Origin of the sequence: Bradyrhizobium sp. SZCCHNR1017, from assembly GCF_032381375.1 — a bacterium.
Lineage (GTDB): Bacteria > Pseudomonadota > Alphaproteobacteria > Rhizobiales > Xanthobacteraceae > Bradyrhizobium.
In genome coordinates this window covers 39156-58670 of sequence record NZ_JAUHIR010000011.1, presented here as the reverse complement: position 1 = coordinate 58670, position 19515 = coordinate 39156, and the positions used below count along the sequence as shown (strand labels likewise).

Genomic DNA, 19515 nt, shown 5'->3' with positions numbered 1-19515 from the left:
TGACACCCCGATCATTCCAAGTTCCAACTCGGCTCGTCGGTGGTCCTAACACACAGGTATTTGAGGATGGCGTCGCGCGACGTAGAACTCGTCTAACGAGCGACAGCTTCGCCGAATCGATCAGCTCAATAGGTTGTCGCTACTACGAGATTCTTTTCCCTCCGCTTCTTTGAAGCCTTCAAAAGAAGCGCATGTCGCGGGGAAGAGCGATGCGATCGCGTCGGCTGATACAACTCACGACACCGATCGTCTCGAACTCATCGAAACAATTTCGATCAATCGTACGATGATAACTAATCACATTGCCACTTTTGAATCAATCTTTGCTTTCAAATGCGCCACATCTCCGCCGCGCCACGCGCAGATCGGAGAAGGCATCGAGACATTTGTATCTGCTTGTTTCCAGGCCGGAGCGACACCGCTCGCGTCGGCGCTCGCTGCGCGAGATCGATCGCGCGCAGCCGACGCAGCGTGCTGCCATCGCGATGACGCGTCGCGCGAGAGAAGACACGTAAGACAAGAGATGCGTGGGATCGTTGGCTGGCCGAGCGCGTCGTTGCCATCGAGCCGCGCGCATAGTCCCGCGGCGCGGATCGAGATCAATGATGCGGGCTATCTTCCGCCGGCCGGCGGCGGACGTCAGCGCTCAGAGCGGCCTATCCTGCGTCCCGGCCCGAGCGCCTTGCGCTTCGGCCTTCGCGCCGCGGCTCCGTCTCGTGCCGTAGGCGAGCGACAGCAGAATCGGAATCGACAGTCCGAGCCAGCACAGCGCGTCCCAGAGCCCGTCGCCGAACAGTCCGAAGGCGAGCCCGGCTGCGGCAACCAGACCGATCAGCAGCGGCGCACGAAACACCTGCCAGGTCGAGAGTTGCGCGGCGCGGGCAGATGGCGTCGCCGATGCGGCCGAGGAGCTCATGGCGACACCACCGCAGGCGCTGCCGATGTCACGACGCCAGACACCTTCCTGCGGAAGCCCCAGCGCTTGGCGGCCCACAGATAGAGTCCGCTGCACAGCACGATGATCGTGATGAGATCGAGAACGGCCCAGATGATCTTCAGCGGCAGTCCGCCGTAGTCACCGAAGTGCAGCGGCCGCGACACCTGCAGCGCGGTGAGATACCAGGCGAGCTCGGGCGCGACCATCTTGCTGCTGTCCCGGGCGTCGACCAGGACCGGCTTGAACATGCGCGCGGTAAACGGCGTGCGGCCCTTGGTCCAGATCATCAGATGCTGCGGGCTGCCGAACCGCGTCGTCGTCGGCAGGGTGATGGACGTCACCAGCCGATCCGGAAACGCGGTGCGGACGGCGCCAACGGCGGCCTCGATCGATTTCGCTTCCGCCAGCGGCTTGCCCTGATAGGGCGCGAGGAGTGCCGGCATGGTCTTCGCGCGCCAGAGGTCGAACAGCGGCACCGCCAGCGTGTTGATGGTGCCGGTCAAGCCGACCGCGAGCGCCCAGCTCACCGTGACGATACCGAGCAGATTGTGCAGGTCGAGCCATTTGAGCCGCGCCGAGCGATCCCGCACCGTGCCGAACTGCAGGCGACGCATGAACGGCCAGTATACGACGACGCCCGAGACGATGGACGCTGAGAACACCAGTCCCATCAGTCCGAGAAAGAGCTCGCCCGGCAGGCCGGTGAACATGTCGCGGTGGATGCGCAGGATCACGTCCATGACGTCCTGATGCGGCGCTTCCTCGCCGAGAACGACGCCGGTGCGCGCATCCACGGTGAGCCGATGAAACTGCCCAGGCACCGGAATGGCGGTCGGCGACATCGCGACCACGATCAGCGGCTCCGCCTGCTTCAGGCTCACGAACAGCGCATGCTGCTCCGGCAACTGCTGCTTGGCCGCCGCGATCAGGCGGTCGAGCGGCAACAGCGGCGTGTCGGCCGGCATCGCCGGCGCAGCGATCTCATCCTCGAAGAGATGATCGATCTCCTCATGGAAGATCAGCGGAAGCCCGGTCAGGCACAGCATCAGCAGAAAGATCATGCTGATCAGCGACGTCCACGTGTGAACCTGAACCCACAGCCGCATGCGCCCGAACCCACCCTTCGTCATCGACGTTGCACGTGATGAGCCGAACGTCCGGCAAGAGAAGGGCCGCAGCAAACTGAATCGGTCTAAAGCCGTTGGAATTTCTTTAAGGTAGCGCGCCTGTCCGCCGCAACCAGCGGAGCTGCAACGTGAATTTCGATCGCACCTCGCACCGTCGGTGCTCACGGACGGCGCGTGTCGCTGCCGTGAGGGCGCGCGCCGAAGTCGCCCTTGCGCGATGCCCGGATACATATGGAATCGCTTCCGCGTGGCCGCGCGGAATACGACCGGCTCTGGCTGCATCCGACGATGCGCCAGGGCCGGGCCGCAAACGCCGTCTCAGAATGGATAGTGCCGTTCGCCGGTCTGCACCGTGATCCAGCGCAGCTCGGTGAACTCGTCGATCGCGGCCTTGCCGCCGAAGCGGCCATAGCCCGAGGCCTTGACGCCGCCGAACGGCATCTGCGGCTCATCATGCACCGTCGGCGCGTTGACGTGGCAGATGCCGGACTCGATTCGCTTGGCGACAGCGAGCGCGCGGGCGATGTCGCGGCCGAACACCGCCGACGACAGGCCATATTCGGTGTCGTTGGCGACGCGCACGGCCTCGTCGACGCCGCTGACGCGCACGATGGTGACGACGGGACCGAAGCTCTCCTCGCCATAGATGCGCATCGCCGGCGTGACGTGATCGACGATGGTCGCGGGCATGATCGTCCCGCTGCCGCGGCCGCCGGCGGCCAACACGGCACCCTTGGCCACCGCGTCCTCGATCAGGCCGCCGACACGGTCGCAGGCGGCGGCGCTGACCAGCGAGCCCAGCACCACGTCGCCCTTGCGCGGATCTCCGTAAGGCAGGCTGTTGGCCTTGGCCGCGAACTTTGCGACGAATTCATCCGCCACCTTGTCGTCGACCACGATGCGCTCGGTCGACATGCAGATCTGGCCCTGGTTCATGAAGGCGCCGAACGCGGCGGCATTCACCGCGGCGTCGAGATCGGCATCGTCGAGAACGATCAGCGGCGCCTTGCCGCCGAGCTCGAGCAGCGCGCGCTTCAATTGCCTGGCACAGGCCATGGCGATGAGACGGCCGACGCGGGTCGAGCCGGTGAAGTTGACGCGCCGGATCGCGGGATGGGCGATCAGCGCCTCGACCACGGCCTGCGCATCCTCGGGCGCGTTGGTCACGACGTTGACGACGCCGTCACCGAGACCGCCTTCGGCCAGACACGCGCCGATCAGCCGGTGCACGCCCGGGCTCATCTCCGAGGCCTTCAGCACCACGGTGTTGCCGCAGGCGAGCGGCATCGCCACCGAGCGGACACCGAGGATGACCGGCGCATTCCACGGGGCGATGCCGAGCACGACGCCGACCGGCTGGCGATGCGCCAGCGCAATGTTGTCGGGCACGTCGGTCGGGATCACCTCGCCCGCGATCTGCGTCGTCATCGCCGCGGCCTCGCGCAGCATGCCCTCGGCGAGATGCACGTTGAAGCCGGCCCAGCCCGCCGTGGCGCCGGTCTCGGCCATCATCAGCGCGATGAACTCCGGGGCGTTGCGCGCCAGCGCATCCGCAGCCGCATTGAGCCGCTTGCGGCGCTCGCCCGGGCCGAGCCGGGACCACGCCGGAAACGCCGCCGCGGCGGCATCGGCGGCGCGCAGCGCGTCGTCGATCGACGCCGCCGCAACGATGGTTGCGATCTCGCCGCTGATCGGATTGAGCCGCTGGAAGGTGCGCTGATTGGTGGCGGACTGGTCCTTGCCGCCAATCAGGAGATTGATCGCGTTCATGGGGCGCTCCTAGGTCGATGGGGTTGTTGCGGTTGCGGAAGCCGGCGCGCGCGACTGGCCGAGATAGGCGCGCTGGATGTCGGGATTGTTCTTCATCTCGGGCGCCGGCCCCTCGCCGGCATTGCGTCCCTGCTCGATCAGGTAGACGCGGTCGGCGATGTCGAGGCTGGCGCGGGCGTTCTGCTCGACCATCAGGATGCCGACGCCGTCGCCGCGGATCGTTCTCAGCGCCCGGAACACCTCGCGGCTCAAGAGCGGCGACAGGCCGAGCGACGGCTCGTCGAGCAGCAGCAGGTCGGGCCGCGACATCAGCGCGCGGCCGATCGCGACCATCTGCTGCTCGCCGCCGCTCATGGTGCGCACCGCCTGCCCCATGCGCTCGGTGAGACGCGGAAACAGCGCGAGCACGTGCGCCAGCCGCGCGGCCTCGCCGTCGCGGGCGCGCGAAGGATAGGCGCCGAGCTGGAGGTTCTCGGCGACGGTGAGATCGCCGAACACGCCGCGGCCTTCCGGCACCAGCGCGATGCCGCGCTCGACGATCAGATGCGGCGCGAGCGAGCCGATGTCCGTCCCGCCGAGCCGGATCACGGCTCCGGGCGACGGCTGGATCAGTCCCGCGATCGCCTTCAGCAACGTCGACTTGCCGGCGCCATTGGCGCCGAGGATGGCGACGATCTCGCCGCGCGCGACCTCGAGCGCGACATCGGTGAGCGCCTGGTGCTTGCCATAGGCGTGCGACAGCCGCTTGATCTCAAGCATCGGGCTCTCCGAGATAGGCTGTGATCACCGCGGGATCGGCGAGCACCTCGTCCGGCGTGCCGCGCGCGATCACGACGCCCGCGCTCATGACCACGCAGCGGTCGCACAGCGCGCGGATCGCATCCATCACATGCTCGACCATCACGATGGTGATGCCGCGGTCGCGCAGCGAGGCGATCAGCCTGATGCCGGTCTCCAGCTCGGTCGGATTGAGCCCAGCCAGCCATTCGTCGAGCAGCACAAGACGCGGGTGCAGCGCCAGCGCGCGGGCGAGCTCCAGCCGCTTCTGGTCGATGTAAGTGAGATCGCCCGCCGGCATCTCCGCCATGCCATCGAGGCCGACCAGGGCGAGCAGCTCATGGATCGTTTCTGCGGCCGCACCGGTCTGGCGCATGCGGAACAACGCCGCCGCCGCGACATTCTCGGCAACCGTCAGGTCCGGCATCACCCGCACCAACTGGAAGGTGCGGGCAAGCCCGAGCCGCGCGATCCGGTGCGCCGCGAGGCCGCTGATGACGGTGCCGCCGAAGCGGATCGTGCCGGCCGAGGGCACGAGCGCGCCCGAGAGCATGTTGAGCAGCGTCGTCTTGCCGGAGCCGTTGGGGCCGATGACGCCGAGGATCTCGCCGGCGCGGACGTCCAGGCTGACCTTGTCGACGGCGCGCAGGCCGCCGAAGGATTTGCCGACGGTCTCGGCCGTGAGCAGGGTTCCGCCCTGCTCCGGTTTGGCGCCGACCACCTTGGACTCGCGCCGCCCGACCCGATCGACCAACCCGATCACGCCCCTCGGCAGCACCATCACGATGCCGATGAAGATGAGGCCGAGCACGATGCTGAAATGGTTGGGCAGCGCGGCTGTCAGCACCTCGAACAGCAGCACAAGCGGGATGACGCCGAGCACCGGGCCGATCAGCGAGCCGGCGCCGCCGAGCAGCGCCATGATCACGACCTGGAACGAGATCATCGGGTTGAACGCGATCGCCGGATCGATATAGGTCCAGCGCGGCGCCATGATCGCGCCGGTCACCGACATGAACACCGCGCTGAGGATGAAGACCCCGAGCTTCACCGCGGTCGCATCGATGCCGGAATGGCGCGCGGCGGTCTCGTCGGCGCCGATCGCGCGCAGCGCGAGGCCATAGCGCGAGCGCGTCAGCAGAAAGCCGGCGAGGAAGACCAGCGCCGTCAGCGCGCAGAGCTGCCAGTACAGCATCTCCTGGGTGATGTCGCTGAACAGATAGCGGCCGACCGATTTGTGGATGTTGACCTCGTACCAGATCACGAGCTGGCGGATCAGCTCGGCCAGGCCGAACGAGAAGATGATGAAGTAGATGCCGGACAGCCGCAGCGTCGACAGGCCGGTGATGGCCGCGACGACAGCGCCGACACCCGCAGCGGTCATCAGTTGCAGCGGCCAGCTCAGCGTCTCGCCCGTCACCGCCGCCGTATATGCGCCGATGCCGAAGAACGCAGCCGTCGCCAGCGAGACGTAGCGGGTCGGCCCGGAGAACATGGCCCAGGCGGTTGCCAGCACGGTGAAATAGAGAATGCTGATGCCGAGCGCGAGATAGTAGCCGTTGGCATAGAGCGGCAGCGTGACCACCGCGGCAACGCCGACGAGCCCGATGCACCAGGCGAGAATCTTGCCGGGGCTGATCACGACGCCGCCTTTCCGAACAGTCCGGTCGGCCGGATCAGCAGCACGGCGAGAAACATCGCAAACGTCGCGGCCAAGGTCAGCCCGGGATCGACCAGCCGGGCCACCGCGGTCTCGACGACGCCGAGCAGCAGCCCTGCGGCCAGCGCGCCCATGACGTTGCCGACGCCCCCCATGATCACGACCACCAGCGCCTTCATCGTGAATACGACGCCCATCGAGGCATTGAAGGTGAGGAACATGCTGACCAGCACGCCGCCGGCCGCGACCAGGCCGCCGCCGAACGCAAACGCCAGTCCTGCGAGCCAAGCGACATCGATGCCGACCAGCCGCGCGGCATTGGCATCGACCGCGACGGCGCGCACGGCCGTGCCGACCCTTGTCCGCGTCAGCGCGAGATAGACGCCGGTGCCGATCAGTGCGGCGAAACCAAGCGCGACCAGCCGGTTCACCGCGAGCGTCGAGCCGAGCACTGTGACGGGAATGGAGAGATAGCTGTAGCTGTAGTACTGCCCGCCGAAAGCGACCAGCATGATGCCCTGGATCACGAACAGCACGCCGAAGGTGACGAGGATGCTGTCGACCTCCTGGGCACCGGCGTCCTTGCCGCGGCGGATCAGGCGCTGCAGCAACAGCCTGTAGAGCAGCCAGTTCAGCAGTCCCGCGGCGGGCATCGCGAGCAGCAGCGCCAGCAGCGGACTCAGTTGCAGCCCGGAATAGAGCGACAGCGTGCCGAACGCGGCCGCGACCAGCGACTCGCCATAGGACAGGTTCATGATGCGCGCCACGCCATATTGCAGCGTCAGGCCGAGCGCGATCAGGGCATACATGCCCCCCAGCACCATACCGGGCAGCAGGATGTCGAACAGCAGCATGGGATGGTGCCTCTCGCGCGAGGCCCGCGGACGCGCGCGCCTTGACGCGCGTCCGCAAGCTCACGACCTCGTTCCGGCTATTTCCACTCGGGCTTCGGCACGACCGCGGCGCGTGCGCCGGGCAGCGAGGCCGGCGCCACGGCGTAGAACTCGCCGTTCTGCCACTGGCCGACGCTCCAGACCTCCTGCAGCAGGCCGTCCTTCAGCTTCACCTTGCCGATGATGGTGTCGAAAGAGCCCTCGCGGATCTCCTTGGCGACCGCGGTACGGTCGACCTTGCCAACCTTCTCGATCGCCTGCTGCAGCACCTGCAGACTGGCATAGGTGATCGGGCTCGCCCAGCGATCCGGCTCCTGCCCGGTCGCCGCCTTGTGGCGGGCGAGATAGTCCTTGAGCGCGGGCGAGTCGGCGTTCCAGCCGCCGATGCCCATCACGCCGTCGCTGCCCGCGCCGAACTTGCCCTTGAACAGCGGGAACGCCGTGCCGACGCCGACATAGAAGACCTTCGGATTGTACTTGAGCAGTTGCGCCTGCTCGGTCAGCCCGATCGTATCCGGCGGATAGCTGAAGGCGACGAAGGCATCGGCTTTGCTCGCGATCGCATCCTTGAGCAGCGGCTGCAGATCCTGCGAGCCCATCGGATAGGTCTTGTCGTAGGCGACGGTCAGTCCGGCCTTCTTGAAGGCCTCGCGCCCGGCGGCGGCCAGCTCGATGCCGAACTGGTCGGCCACGCTGACCATCGCGACGGTGCCGCCGATCTTGCCCTCGCTCTTCAGCTTGCCGAGCAGTTCGGCGAGCCCATTGGAGATCTGCGCCGACGTGCCGAGCCAGAAGGTGGCATTGGCCCAGCGCTTGGCGAGTTCTGGCGCCTTGTCGGTCACCGACGTCACCGCGAGATGCGGATAGCCGAGCCGGTTCAAGGTCGGACCGACCGCAAGGTTGAGACCGGTGCCCCAGGGCGGCAGGATGAAGTCGACCTTGTCCTGGTTGGCGAGGCGCTCGATCGCCTTCACCGCCTCTTCCGACGAGCTGCGGTCGTCATATTCGACGATCTCGATCGGCAGCCGCTTGTCGCCGAGCTTGATGCCGCCGGCCGCGTTCGCGTCCTTCACCCAGAGCTGATAGTTGGGCAGCGTGGTGATGCCGGCGCCGCCGGCATAGGGGCCGGTCTTCGAGATCGCATAACCGATGCGGATCTTGTCTTGCTGGGCCTGGGCGGCCGATACGGCAAAGCCGGCTGCGATCGCCGCCCCCGCGATCCGCAACACCTGACGACGGTTGGTCGAAGTCATCTCTCTGTCCTCCTCCCATGTTCACGCGCGCGGACCGCGCGGGTGAATCGGTGACGTTCCTCTGCCCCGGCGTCGTCCGCGGTTTTTTGTTTGCGGTCGTCGGGACTTGACGAGGGAAACACCGCAGGCTTGGGTGGCGCAATGGACAGTTCCGGTAAAAGAGTGCACTTTTCTGGGGCGACGACCGCGCGTAATGCCGCGCCTCGGACGCTGCCGCCGGCGGCCCGTGGCACCCCGGCAGCGCTCGGGGCCGAAGCCATCCCCTCGCATTTCGAGGCACGGCGCTGGGCCCTGCGCTCGGATGCCGCGCGGCCGTTCGTCCACCTGCTCTGCCTGACCGCCGGAACGGCCTCGGTGCGCTTCGCCGAAGACGAAATCCAGATCTGGGCCGGTGCGGCGCTGGTCTGGGTACCGGCGGGAGGGGCCGAGCATCTCGACGTCGCGGCAGGTTCCGCCGGGCATCTCCTGCGGCTGCGCTCCGGGCTCTGGCACCGTCACCTGCCCTCCTCGGCCGAGCCCGCCTATCTCGACCTCGCAGGCACCGAGGCCGTCCTGGCCTTCTCCGTCACGGCTGAGTTCGCCGCGGTCATCGCGCGCTCGATGGCGGCGATTGCAGCGGAGATCGAAAATCCCTCACGGCGCGGCGCGGCCTCGATCATGTCATCGGAGCTGACCCTGTGCGTGCTGCGCTTCTGGCGGCTGTTTGCCGACGAGAGCGCCGGCGAGGCACAAGGCTCCAGCGCCGAGATCCTGAGCCGCTTTCGCCGGCTCGTCGAGGAACGCTTTCATCAGCAGTTGCGGGTCGCCGACTACGCTGCGCTGCTCGGCGTCACGCCGGATCGCCTGCACGCGCTGTGCACCCGGGTGCTGCAGCGGTCACCGAGCGCGCTGATTCAGCAGCGCGTCATTCAGGAGGCGGCGACCCGGCTCGAAACCACCACCGCGACGATCAAGCAGATCGCCTTCGCGCTCGGCTTCAAGGACAGCGCCTATTTCAACCGCTTCTTCGTCAGGCACACCGGTCAATCACCGGGCGCCTGGCGCAAGGGTGTTTCGTCGCAGCGGACCAAAGGCCAGTCACGGACCATGCTCAACTTCGCCGACTGGCCGTGACGGCGCGGCGCGGCCAAGCGCCTCGGTCGTCCTCTTTGTCAGTCCAGGACGACGTGTCAGCGTCGGAGCAGCAAATCCCGAGTTCGGACGGGCGGCGCAACCGCTGGATGCTCAATGCGCCGGGAAACTGATTTCCGCTGCGCGATCAAGCTGATTTGGCCTGTCCAGTCCCCGCGCCGAAAATATTTCTCTTTCGTTTTTCCGGAAATCATGGTTCTATTCCCGCATCCCGTCTCGAGCTGAGGGGCGTATCGCGGTCGTCACGAGACGCGAGGCGGGGAGCGGTGGGCGTGGTGGATTGCAGCGCGGGTTGCTCGCGCCGACGAACAATTCGCCACGCACGGTCAAGTCGCGCGGTCCTGATATCCCGATGCTGATGTCAACTCACGTTGAGGCTTCGCTTCGCGTGGGGATGGTGGCCAGAAAGCCCGGCGCACCAGGGAGAACGCGAAGCAGCCGTTCAGCCATCGCGCAGGGAGGGCCGGGTTTCCGGCTGACCTGTGGTACCTGCCGCCTGCATTTTTTTCGCAGGCGGGCCACGGGCCTCAGTCGAGGTCCGGCCTTCCCTGCGCCCTCACGCTTCGCGAGGGCTTCACGATGCATCACCCGGACGGATCCGCCCGCCGCGGGATGGCGCGATCACGCGCGCCTGTCCGCAAGGGAGGCGACCTGATGTTTCACATTGATGTCAAATCGTCGCAGGCTTGAACGGTCCCGCCAGCATCGAGGACACCCGGGGGAGCCGTCCGATATCGTCCCCGCTCCCCGGAGCCATCGCGAGTATGGCGGCACCGTTGCTACCCTGCCACGAATGCGCTATGAGTTGAATATGATCAGCCGGTCCTGGTCGCACGCGAAATGCCAGTACCGCAAACCGATGCTTCGCGCTCGGCGCGCGACGTCGGTCGATACGGGCGCCGCGATCGCGCCCGCATCGCCAGCTCCGCGCTTCGCGCTCATTCGCATTCCGTAGCCGTGTCCGGGAGCCCGAACGCAGATGGATTGTGAAACCTGTGGCCGGCCCAATCCACCGGGCTCCGATGTCTGCGGCGGGTGTGGCGGGGTGTTGCGACAACCGTCATCCGATACGACGACGAGTTCGCGCCTGCTCGGCATGCATCGCGCCGAGCGGCGGCAGGTGACGGCGCTGATCTGCGATCTCGTCGGCTCCGTCTCGCTCACCGTCAGGCTCGATCCGGAAGATATGACCAGCGTCATCGACGCCTTCCTGACGACCTGCGAAAACGTCATCGGCCGCCATGGCGGCGCCATCACGCAATATGCCGGCGACGGCGTGCTCGCTTATTTCGGCTATCCGCGTGCGGGGGAAGACGATGCGGCCACCGCGATCCGCGCCGCCATCGCGCTGCGCGACGCCGTCGGCCGGCTCGATGCCCCGCAAGGCCAGCCACTGCGTCTGCGCATCGGCATTGCCACCGGCCTCGTCGTGGTCAGCGACCTCATGCCCCGCGCCGACGGCCGCCCGGTCGACATCGTCGGCGAGACGCCGAATCTCGCGGCGCGGCTGCAATCGATCGCCGCCCCCGACAGCATCGTCGTGGCCCGGACGACCGAGCGCATCGCGCGCGGCATGTTCGACTTCCGCGATCTCGGCACGTTCGCGCTGAAGGGATTCGCCGCACCGGTCGAGGCGTTCGAGGTGCTGGAAGAAGCCGCCGTCGCGAGCCGTTTTCACGCCCGCATTCGCGGCGAAAGCTCCCCCCTGGTCGGGCGCGACCAGGAGCTGGCGCGTCTGTTCGATTGCTGGGCGGCGGCGCGGTTCGGCAGCGGACAGGTGGTGCTGCTCCATGGCGAGCCGGGCATCGGCAAGTCGCGGCTGGTCGAGGAGCTGCGGCGGCGCGTGGCCGACGTCTCCCAGCTGCAGATGATCTGGCACTGCAGCCCCACCCGTTGTGACAGCGTGCTGTATCCGATCTCGGAACAGCTCGCGCTCATCGCCGGCTTCGACCGCACCGACGGCGCAGCGACGCGTCGCGACAAGCTCGATCGCTTCATGAACGCGCACGGCGTCACCGACACCACCGCGCGCGCCGTGCTCGCCGACGTCCTTGGCGTCGCGCCCGAACCGGACAATCCGCTGCAGACGATGACCGTCGAGAAGCGCTCGGAGGTCACGCGGGAGACGCTGCTCCGGCTGATCGACATGATGGTGCCGACCGGGCCCGCGCTGCTGGTGCTGGAAGACGCGCATTGGAGCGACACGACCACGCTCGAGCTGCTCGATCGGGCGATCCAGCGCGCCGCACAACGCCGCTGGCTGATCGTGGTCACGGCCCGGCTCGAATATGAGCCGCCCTGGGCCGCGAGCCCGAAGGTCACGCGGCTCCCGCTCGGGCGATTGAGTCAGGGCGACGCCGAGCGGATCTGCACCCATGTGGCCGCTTCGGCCGCGCTGCCGGCAGCGACGCTACGCCAGATCGTCAACCGTGGCGAAGGCATTCCGCTGTTCCTGGAGGAGCTGGCGAAGTACGTCGTCGAAGCCTCCGCGGCGCCCGCACGGGACGGCCATGCGAGCGTGGCCATTCCCGCCTCGCTGCAGGACTCCCTGGTTGCGCGGCTCGACCGATTGGGGCCGGCGCGCCGGATTGCCAATCTCGGTGCCGCCATCGGCCGCCGCTTCAGCTACGATCTGTTGTCGGCCATCGTGGCGGAGCCCGAAGCCAGGCTCGGCGAGAGCCTGGATCAGCTCGTCAAGTCCGGCCTCGTGGAGAGCAGCGGCGCGCCGCCCGACAGCCTCTACACGTTCAAGCACGCGTTGATCCGCGACGCCGCCTACGAGTCCCTGCTCCGGCGCGAACGCCAGACATTGCACGGCAGGATCGCCGCGGTGCTGCGCGATCGCTTTCCCGAGACGCGGGACACCGAGCCGGAGTTGCTGGCCTATCATTTCACCGAGAGTGGCGCGATCGCCGAAGCCATCCCGCTATGGGCGGACGCGGGCCGGCGCGCCGCCTCGCGCGCCGCGCATGTCGAAGCGGCGCGACATCTGCAAACGGCGCTCGACCTGCTGCGTCATCAATCCGCCGACGGCGAGCGCGCCGACTTGGAGCTCGAGCTCCTGATCGGGCTTGCCGTCAGCCTCGCCGCCTCGCGCGGCTACACCGTGCCCGAGGTCGGCAAGGCGCTGTCCGAGGCACGGGCGATTTGCGACGCACTCGGCAACACCGCCGGCCTGTTCGCCGTGCTGCGCGGCATCTGCAGTTTCCTGATCATCGCGGGCGATCTCGATGGTGCCGAGGAGATGGCGCATCTGTGCCTGGGAATCGGCGAGCAGACCGGCCTTCCCGAGCATCGCATCGAGAGTGGCGTTGCGTTGGGCTACATTCTCTTCGCCAGAGGCGACCTCCCCGCCGCGCGCCGGCTGCTGGCCGCCGCGGTGCAGCTCTATCAGGCATCGGACGGCGCGCGGCTGCCGCAACTGTCCTCTCAGGATCCGCTGGTCGCCGGCCAGGCCTCGCTGCTGCAGGTGCTGCATGCGATGGGCGACGATGCCGGCGCGGCCGCCGTCGCCAGCGATCTCATCGCGCATGCGCGCCGGCTCGGACGTCCGTTCGACCTCGCCTGGGCGCTGTCGTGGCTCGCCTTCTATCAGCTCGCACGCGGCGACTACGAGGATGTCCTCCTCGCCACCGAGGAGGCCCTGCGCATCTGCCGTGACCATGGCTATCCGCTCTATCAGCTGGTGGCGGGCAGCCTGCAGGCGCATGCCCGCGGCCATCTCGGCAGGACTCCGGACGAGGCGCTGGCGGCGGCATCTGAGGCGTTGCCGGCGTTCCAGACGCTCGGCATGATGCATTTCTCCTGCTTCTATCTCGGCGAGGTCGCCGGTCTGCAACTGATCGTCGGCAAGACGGCCGAGGCGATGCAGACGATCGACGCGGCGATCGACGCCGCGCGGCACTATGGCGACGGCTATTTCCTGTCGCCGCTGCATCGGCGGCGCGCCGAGATCCTGGCCGCCCTCCCCGACACCGCACCGGGCCAGGTGACGGCCGCGCTACGCGAGGCCGTCGCGGTCGCCGAGGCGCAGGGCGCGTCGGCGTTCCTGCGCCGCGCGGCGGCGCGGCTCGCCGCCATCGACGATGACGCGCCGAGGCGACAATCGGCGTGACGACCTGCTCAGGCCATGGGGCAGGCCCTGGCGACGGTGAAATCGATCTCGGCCCAGATGCGCGTGGTCGCGGTCAGGACGAGCTTGCCGTCGACGGGCGTGCCGAGCCCGAGATCGCGAATGAACGGCAGGCTATCGAGCGCGCTCATCTCGATCGACCAGTTGCCCGACTGCAATTGCCAGCTGCGCAGCCCCGTCAGGTCGAGCGCGCCGTTCAACAGCGTCTTGTAGCTCGCCGCGGTGAGACTGTCCGCCGACCGCGCCTGCTTGAGATAGAACACGGGGATCGGCAGGCCCCAGACGCCGCCCAGGAACGACGCCATGCCCGGCCCGGTCGTGAGCTGCTTCATTCGCTCTTGGTCGGCCCCGGCACAGAGCTGCCGGAATGCATCCGCCGGAGAGCCCGCCGCGGTGGGGGTCGATCCCGCCGTGCCTTCGATTCGGATGATGCGCTGCTGGGAGGCATGGGCCTCCGGCCCGTAGCAGGCAATCGCCAGTCCCGAGACGTCGAACGGATCGTTCGATGGCGCGCTGCCGGGCTGGGCGATCGTCGCGTGATATTTGGGAAAGCCCCAGACCTCCTGCCCCGCAACGACCGACCAGGCATTGTCGACGAACAGATAGGCCGGCACGAAGCCGATCGTTTTCGGCAGCACCGCGCCGCGCTCATAGCTGCCGACCAGGAGCCACAGCCCGACATCGGTCTCGGACATGGTGCCCTGCTCCGCGAACGGCGGCGTGGCCGCCTGGCTCTTGCGCACCTGGATGACGTTGACGAAGGCCATGTCCAGCATCACGCGGAACTGGTCGCGGCCCGCGACGCGGTTGAAGGAGCGGTCGAGGAACCGCTGGCAGGCGCCGAGGTCGGCCGGTACGGCGAAGCCGTAGAAGGTCGAGTCGTTGCAGATATACGGCGTCGGCGGAAGCGTGATCCATCCGGCGTAGTTGACGTAGGCGTTGGTGATGTAGGGTTCCGGACTGGTCGAGACGATCGGAATGTAGACGCCGGACAGCGCCGAGGCGGCGGCAAGGCCGGACATCGCCGCGACCTCCACGCATCCGGCGTTGATCTCGGGCACACGGGTCCAGTCGCCGGCGAGGAAGAGATTGTCGTAGCCGGACTTGCCGGGCTCCATGCGATGCCGCAGCGTGCCCGGCAGGCTCAGCACATAGCGCTCGCTCGGATTGATGTTGGCACGCCAGAACTGGAAGTCGAGCCGCGCCGATCCGCTGATGTCGCTCGGCGCGTGCAGGAAATCCCAGCGGAACGTGCTGCCGCTGCCGATGTTGGTCCACAGCGTATCGAGCCAGGACGTCATCCAGTCCTTGGATGCGTTCTTCACATAGTCCGCGGCAAGCTGCTCGTCGTTCGGCGCGCTGTCGTCACTCATGATGGCGCAGTAATAAGCGATCGAGCGTGGCCCCGGCGCCGGCCAGTCCTCGGCCGGCAGCAATTGCGACATGTCGGAATAGGTGTCGAGCGGCGGCTTGCAGGTGGTGACGATCGGTCCCATCGTCTCGAGCGACGGTCCAGGCGCCACATAGGGACCTCCGAGATCTCCGACCGCGCAGTCGAGCCAGAGCTGCAGCGCCATCGTGCGCACGGTGGGGAGATTGCCGACCATGTCGGCCCAGGCCGGCTTCTGCTGCATCAATGGCCGGCAGATCTCATCGAGCGCGCCGACCGAGATGCCGAGGACCACCTGGTCGAAATCCTCGCCGAGCTGCAGGCTGAGCCGGGCCGCCGGGGGCGGCTGCGGCGGGTTGGGGGGACCATAGGCGTTCTCGAAATTGTAGCCCTTCAGCGCGTAGTACTCGCCATTCTCGATCTCCTGCCATTTGGGCTCGGACGGCCAGCACCAGTAGTCCTTCACCAGGACCAGCGGATCATATCTGCCATCGACGAACTCGACCTGCTTGTCGATGTGGATGGTCGCGATGTTGCTGCCGTCCTCGGTCGGCTCGAGACTCGTGACCTTGTGAAAGAACTTGAAGTTCACGCCGCGCCGCGCCAGGAGCTGGTAGATCGGCGTGCAGATCGTATCCCCCATTCCAACGACGGATTTATAGAAGAACGCCCCCTTGTAGGTGAAGAACAGCCGCAGCAGTCCCTGAACGGCCGAGCAGGCCGACACCTGCTGCTGCGACGGCTCGCGGGAGCCGTTGCGAAAGGCGAAGATGTATTCATAGAGAGCGGTCACGATGGCGTTGTTGGCGGCCTCTTCATCCTGCTGCGCCAGAAAGCTGCGGAATTCGTATCTGTCGAGAACCTCCAGCCCGTCCGTCAGGCAGTCGTTCTCGATGATGCCGAGCAGCATGCAGATGCCAAGATTGGCGAGGATCAACAGCCGGCGCAGGCCTTCCTCGAGGCCGTCGATCGTCTGGTGCTCCTTGACGATGCCGCGGAACGCATGGAGCAGCGCCGCCATGTCGCCCTGGGCATCGCGGCGGATCGCTTCGACGTCACTGTGCAGCTTCTCGCCGACGCGGTGGGCCAGCTGCAGCAGCGGATGGCCCTTGCCATCAGGCGAGACGGCCGCCAGCCGGGCCCGCCGCTCGGCGGGCATGGCGGCGATCGCCTTCGCCAGTTCGGCATTCTGGTCGCCCGGCCAGTCCTCGAGATAGTAGTTCAGGTTGAAGATGATGCTCGCGATGGTCCGCAGCAGCAGGGTCGAGAGCGGTGGCACGATGTTGTCGGCGGGCGCCCACAGGCTATCCCTGCCGGGATAGACCGATTCATCGACATCCGGCTGAAACCAGAACGGCCAGGGCAGCCATTGGCCGTCGGTATACTCGGCGTAGAAGATCTCGTTCTGCCGCTTGAACGCATCATCGATCGTCCTGATCGGATCGCTCGGCGGTGCATCGAGTGCCTTCAGCGCGGCACGCAGGATGGTGAAGGCATTCTCGTAGAAGCCGGCCCAGATATGCAGTCCGTGCTCCTCGATGCGCTGGCCCTGCTTGGCGTTGCGTCCGCTGGCGGTCTTGCCCCCGAGACGCCAACCGAGCTGATAGAGAGTGATCTCGTAGCGCTCGCCGCGCGGATCGATCTCGCTCAAGGCGAAGGCCGCGCTCAACGCGCCGATGCCGCCGCCCAATATCGCCACGCGGGTCTTTGTTGCTGCCATGTCGATGATCCTGCCCTGACCTCGGACGTTCTCGCCCGGGCGAGCCGGAACGACGTCGTCCATCGGCGCACAGGTCCGCGGTCCGCGCGGCCCGTGCGGTTGAATGACATTCGGTACTATGGGTTTACAAAATCGGCGCCACGCCCAGTTCAATCCGCGTGGCGATGCAATGAGGATGCATCGAATACCTATCACAATCTCCACGCGATCATCAAGCGGGCGCATCATCGACATCGCGTAAGGAAGACGAGGCCGCCGCATCGTTCCCGCCGACTACGTCGTCATCTCAACCTTTACGAGAAGAATGACGGGCTGCCACCACTTAAGGACAGCGCCCCGATCGCGACGCTGCCGTCGATCACGTCAGATCGGAATGCACGTCGCCGGGCCCGTCGAGAAACAGCGGCAGCCGCACGACGATGCGGGCGCCGCGCGGCGCGTCGGTGATCGCGATGCTGCCGCGATGGGCCTCCACCAGCGTCCGCACCACCGCCAGTCCGAGCCCGGCTCCGCCGGTGCCGCGATTGCGCGACGTGTCCAGGCGCGTGAACGGCTCCAGCATGGCCTTGCGCTGGTCGCGGGGAATCCCCGGCCCTTCGTCGTCGACCGTCAGCACGGCGTGCTCCGGCTGGCGTTGCAGCGAGACATGCGCCGCCTCGCCATATTTGAGCGCGTTGTCAATGATGTTGGCGACGATACGACGCAGCGCGACGCGGTCGCCCAGCATCAGCTGCTCGCGCCCGTCGCCTGCATGGTCGAAGCGCACCCGCGCCTGATGCGCGCGGCGATCCTCGACCTCCGCGCGCACCAGTTCGTCGAAGGCAACGAGCTCCTGCGGCAGTTCGCCGGCACCCGCCCGGCTCGCAAGCAGCGCGTCGTCGAGCAGGCGGATCATGTCGGAGATATCGGTCACGGCACGCTGCCGCTCGGCGTCATCCGGGATCTGGTCGACGCGCAGCCGCAGCCGCGTGGCAAAGGTGCGAACGTCGTGAGCAATGCCGCCGACCAGCGCCATGCGCGCCTGCATCAGATCGGCGAGCCGGTCCTGCAGTCGCCCGAACGCCGTCACCACGGCGCGAACCTCGGGCGCATTGCGGCGAACGTCCGGCAGCGGCACCGCCGCCCCGCCGGGGTCGACCCGGTCGACGGCGGCCGCCAAGCGCGCCAGCGGCCGCGTCTCACGCTGCATGATCAGGAGCGCAAACAGCGCGACCAGCGTACCGAACAGACCCGCGCCGAAGCCGATCGGCAGCCCCTGCTGGGTCAGCACCAGCGACGCGCGCGAGTCCACGACGAGAACATCGCCGCCGTTCAGGCCAATGCGAAACTCCAGGGCATTCTGCGGCGTCCGCGCGAGCCTGGGCAACCACCGTCCCTCCGGCTCCGGCACGAAGGTGATGGTCAGCGGGCGCGCACCGAGCGCACCGGCATAGGCGTCGCGCAATCCGGACCGGACCGGCGCGGGCTCGGTGCGCGGAAGGCGGACCGCCGCGTCGGGTCCGACCAGCCGGACCTCGAAGCGGTCAGAGGACACGGCATCGAGGACCCTGCCCCGCTCAGTCCCGGGCGTTCGTTCGATCAGTTCGGCGAGCGCGGCCAGCCGCGTCGGCGGCGGCGTCGCGCCTTCGAGGTCCGCGGTCCGGGCGCGGTAGAATCGCGCCAGGGTGACGATCCAGATCGCGAGCAGACCAATGATGACGATGAGGCCGATACGCATCGCAAGCGTCAGCCGCATCATCACGCCACCGGCCTCACCGTCGCCGTGAACAGGTATCCGCCGTTGCGGACGGTGGTGATCAGGTTCGTTCCTGGGCTTGCGGCATCGAGCTTGCGCCGCAGCCGCGAGATCAGCATGTCGACGGTGCGGTCGAACGGCTCGGCGGAGCGGCCGCGCGTCCAGTCCAGGATCTGGTCGCGGCTCAACACCCGCCGTGGCCGCTGCACGAAGCAGGCGAGCAGGTCGAACTCCGCCGAGGTCAGCTGGATCGGCGCGGCCTGCGCCTCCACGATCTCGATGCTGCGGGCATCGACGTCGAGTACGAACCGGTCGAAACCGAAACGCCGGCTCGCGTCACGCGGTGGGCTCGCCTGGGTGCGCCGCAGCAGCGCCCGAACGCGGGCCAATAGCTCGCGCGGCCCGAACGGCTTGACCATGTAATCATCGGCGCCGAGTTCGAGCCCGACCACGCGATCGATCTCGTCGCTCTTGGCCGACAGCATCAGGATGGGAATGTCGTCGCTCTGCCGCAGCCGGCGGCAGATCGAAAGCCCGTCCTCTCCCGGCAGCATCAGGTCGAGAATGATGAGATCGGGCCGCCGCCGCCGCAGCACGGCATCCATCGCCGGCGCCGTGGCGGCGACCTCGATCTCGAACCCTTCCCGGCGCATGAAATCGCTGACGAGCCGGCTGATCTCCGGGTCGTCCTCCACCATCAAAAGCGTGGCCGCAGGCATGCTCATCGCCAGGACTGATGCCCAAAACCCGTAGCTTGGCAATGGGCCGGGAGCGACTGTTACAAGCCGTTACGCGGCAGCCAAATACCGGTATGCGGCCAACCGCGACGCCGGCATTGGCCGGCCGAGAAGCCGCCGCAAGCGCAAGGCATGTCCTGCACGCCGGCGACATTTAATTTTGCAGAGCCACTTGCTGAGCAAAATCAGATTTAATATAAATTAAATCGCGCGGCACTCCCAGATCATTTAATGGTTATAAAACAAAATCCTC

The 19515-nt window shown here is 67.2% G+C and carries 12 protein-coding genes; 2 read left to right on the top strand and 10 right to left on the bottom strand.

Annotation, left to right across the window (positions count from 1 at the left end):
• Positions 1 to 646: 646 nt before the first annotated feature.
• From QW863_RS24925 to QW863_RS24895, 7 genes are all read right to left on the bottom strand, one after another.
• Entirely contained in the window at positions 647 to 916 is a 270-nt protein-coding gene (locus QW863_RS24925; RefSeq protein WP_315717420.1) for a hypothetical protein, read from the bottom strand.
• A complete protein-coding gene (locus tag QW863_RS24920; protein ID WP_315717484.1) occupies positions 913 to 2043 on the bottom strand; it encodes a PepSY-associated TM helix domain-containing protein in 1131 nt (376 codons plus the stop codon). Before QW863_RS24920 ends, QW863_RS24925 begins: the two co-directional genes overlap by 4 nt.
• Before the next feature lie 339 nt (positions 2044 to 2382).
• Positions 2383 to 3834, bottom strand: coding sequence for an aldehyde dehydrogenase (locus QW863_RS24915; RefSeq protein WP_315717419.1), 1452 nt, complete (start codon positions 3832 to 3834; stop codon positions 2383 to 2385).
• 9 nt (positions 3835 to 3843) lie between these two features.
• The gene (locus tag QW863_RS24910) at positions 3844 to 4593 is read right to left on the bottom strand and encodes an ABC transporter ATP-binding protein (protein WP_315717418.1); all 750 of its coding nucleotides are present in this window, start codon (positions 4591 to 4593) and stop codon (positions 3844 to 3846) included.
• On the bottom strand, positions 4586 to 6253 hold the full coding sequence (locus tag QW863_RS24905) for a branched-chain amino acid ABC transporter ATP-binding protein/permease (protein WP_315717417.1): 1668 nt from the start codon (positions 6251 to 6253) through the stop codon (positions 4586 to 4588). Before QW863_RS24905 ends, QW863_RS24910 begins: the two co-directional genes overlap by 8 nt.
• Positions 6250 to 7125: a branched-chain amino acid ABC transporter permease gene (locus tag QW863_RS24900; protein ID WP_315717416.1), complete on the bottom strand. Its 876-nt coding sequence runs from the start codon at positions 7123 to 7125 to the stop codon at positions 6250 to 6252. Before QW863_RS24900 ends, QW863_RS24905 begins: the two co-directional genes overlap by 4 nt.
• 77 nt (positions 7126 to 7202) lie before the next feature.
• On the bottom strand, positions 7203 to 8417 hold the full coding sequence (locus QW863_RS24895; protein ID WP_315717415.1) for an amino acid ABC transporter substrate-binding protein: 1215 nt from the start codon (positions 8415 to 8417) through the stop codon (positions 7203 to 7205).
• Between the two features lie 162 nt (positions 8418 to 8579).
• Here QW863_RS24895 and QW863_RS24890 point away from each other — a divergent pair, with 162 nt between their 5' ends.
• Both QW863_RS24890 and QW863_RS24885 read left to right on the top strand, forming a co-directional pair.
• A complete protein-coding gene (locus QW863_RS24890) occupies positions 8580 to 9530 on the top strand; it encodes a helix-turn-helix domain-containing protein (RefSeq protein ID WP_315717414.1) in 951 nt (316 codons plus the stop codon).
• Between the two features lie 1063 nt (positions 9531 to 10593).
• The gene (locus QW863_RS24885) at positions 10594 to 13662 is read left to right on the top strand and encodes an ATP-binding protein (protein ID WP_315717413.1); all 3069 of its coding nucleotides are present in this window, start codon (positions 10594 to 10596) and stop codon (positions 13660 to 13662) included.
• Positions 13663 to 13670: 8 nt separating this feature from the next.
• Here the strand turns inward: QW863_RS24885 and QW863_RS24880 are convergent, their stop codons facing one another.
• The 3 genes from QW863_RS24880 to QW863_RS24870 all read right to left on the bottom strand — a co-directional run bounded on the left by QW863_RS24880 (position 13671) and on the right by QW863_RS24870 (position 19250).
• The gene (locus QW863_RS24880; RefSeq protein ID WP_315717412.1) at positions 13671 to 16790 is read right to left on the bottom strand and encodes an NAD(P)-binding protein; all 3120 of its coding nucleotides are present in this window, start codon (positions 16788 to 16790) and stop codon (positions 13671 to 13673) included.
• Between the two features lie 358 nt (positions 16791 to 17148).
• Positions 17149 to 18528, bottom strand: coding sequence for an ATP-binding protein (locus QW863_RS24875; RefSeq protein ID WP_315717411.1), 1380 nt, complete (start codon positions 18526 to 18528; stop codon positions 17149 to 17151).
• Positions 18528 to 19250: a response regulator transcription factor gene (locus tag QW863_RS24870; protein WP_315717410.1), complete on the bottom strand. Its 723-nt coding sequence runs from the start codon at positions 19248 to 19250 to the stop codon at positions 18528 to 18530. Before QW863_RS24870 ends, QW863_RS24875 begins: the two co-directional genes overlap by 1 nt.
• Positions 19251 to 19515 lie beyond the last annotated feature (265 nt).

Bases quoted from the DNA above. Each gene is read 5' to 3' on its own strand.
- QW863_RS24925 (WP_315717420.1), bottom strand. From the start codon at position 916: ATGAGCTCCTCGGCCGCATCGGCGACGCCATCTGCCCGCGCCGCGCAA.
- QW863_RS24920 (WP_315717484.1), bottom strand. From the start codon at position 2,043: ATGCGGCTGTGGGTTCAGGTTCACACGTGGACGTCGCTGATCAGCATG.
- QW863_RS24915 (WP_315717419.1), bottom strand. From the start codon at position 3,834: ATGAACGCGATCAATCTCCTGATTGGCGGCAAGGACCAGTCCGCCACC.
- QW863_RS24910 (WP_315717418.1), bottom strand. From the start codon at position 4,593: ATGCTTGAGATCAAGCGGCTGTCGCACGCCTATGGCAAGCACCAGGCG.
- QW863_RS24900 (WP_315717416.1), bottom strand. From the start codon at position 7,125: ATGCTGCTGTTCGACATCCTGCTGCCCGGTATGGTGCTGGGGGGCATG.
- QW863_RS24895 (WP_315717415.1), bottom strand. From the start codon at position 8,417: ATGACTTCGACCAACCGTCGTCAGGTGTTGCGGATCGCGGGGGCGGCG.
- QW863_RS24880 (WP_315717412.1), bottom strand. From the start codon at position 16,790: ATGGCAGCAACAAAGACCCGCGTGGCGATATTGGGCGGCGGCATCGGC.
- QW863_RS24875 (WP_315717411.1), bottom strand. From the start codon at position 18,528: ATGATGCGGCTGACGCTTGCGATGCGTATCGGCCTCATCGTCATCATT.
- QW863_RS24870 (WP_315717410.1), bottom strand. From the start codon at position 19,250: ATGAGCATGCCTGCGGCCACGCTTTTGATGGTGGAGGACGACCCGGAG.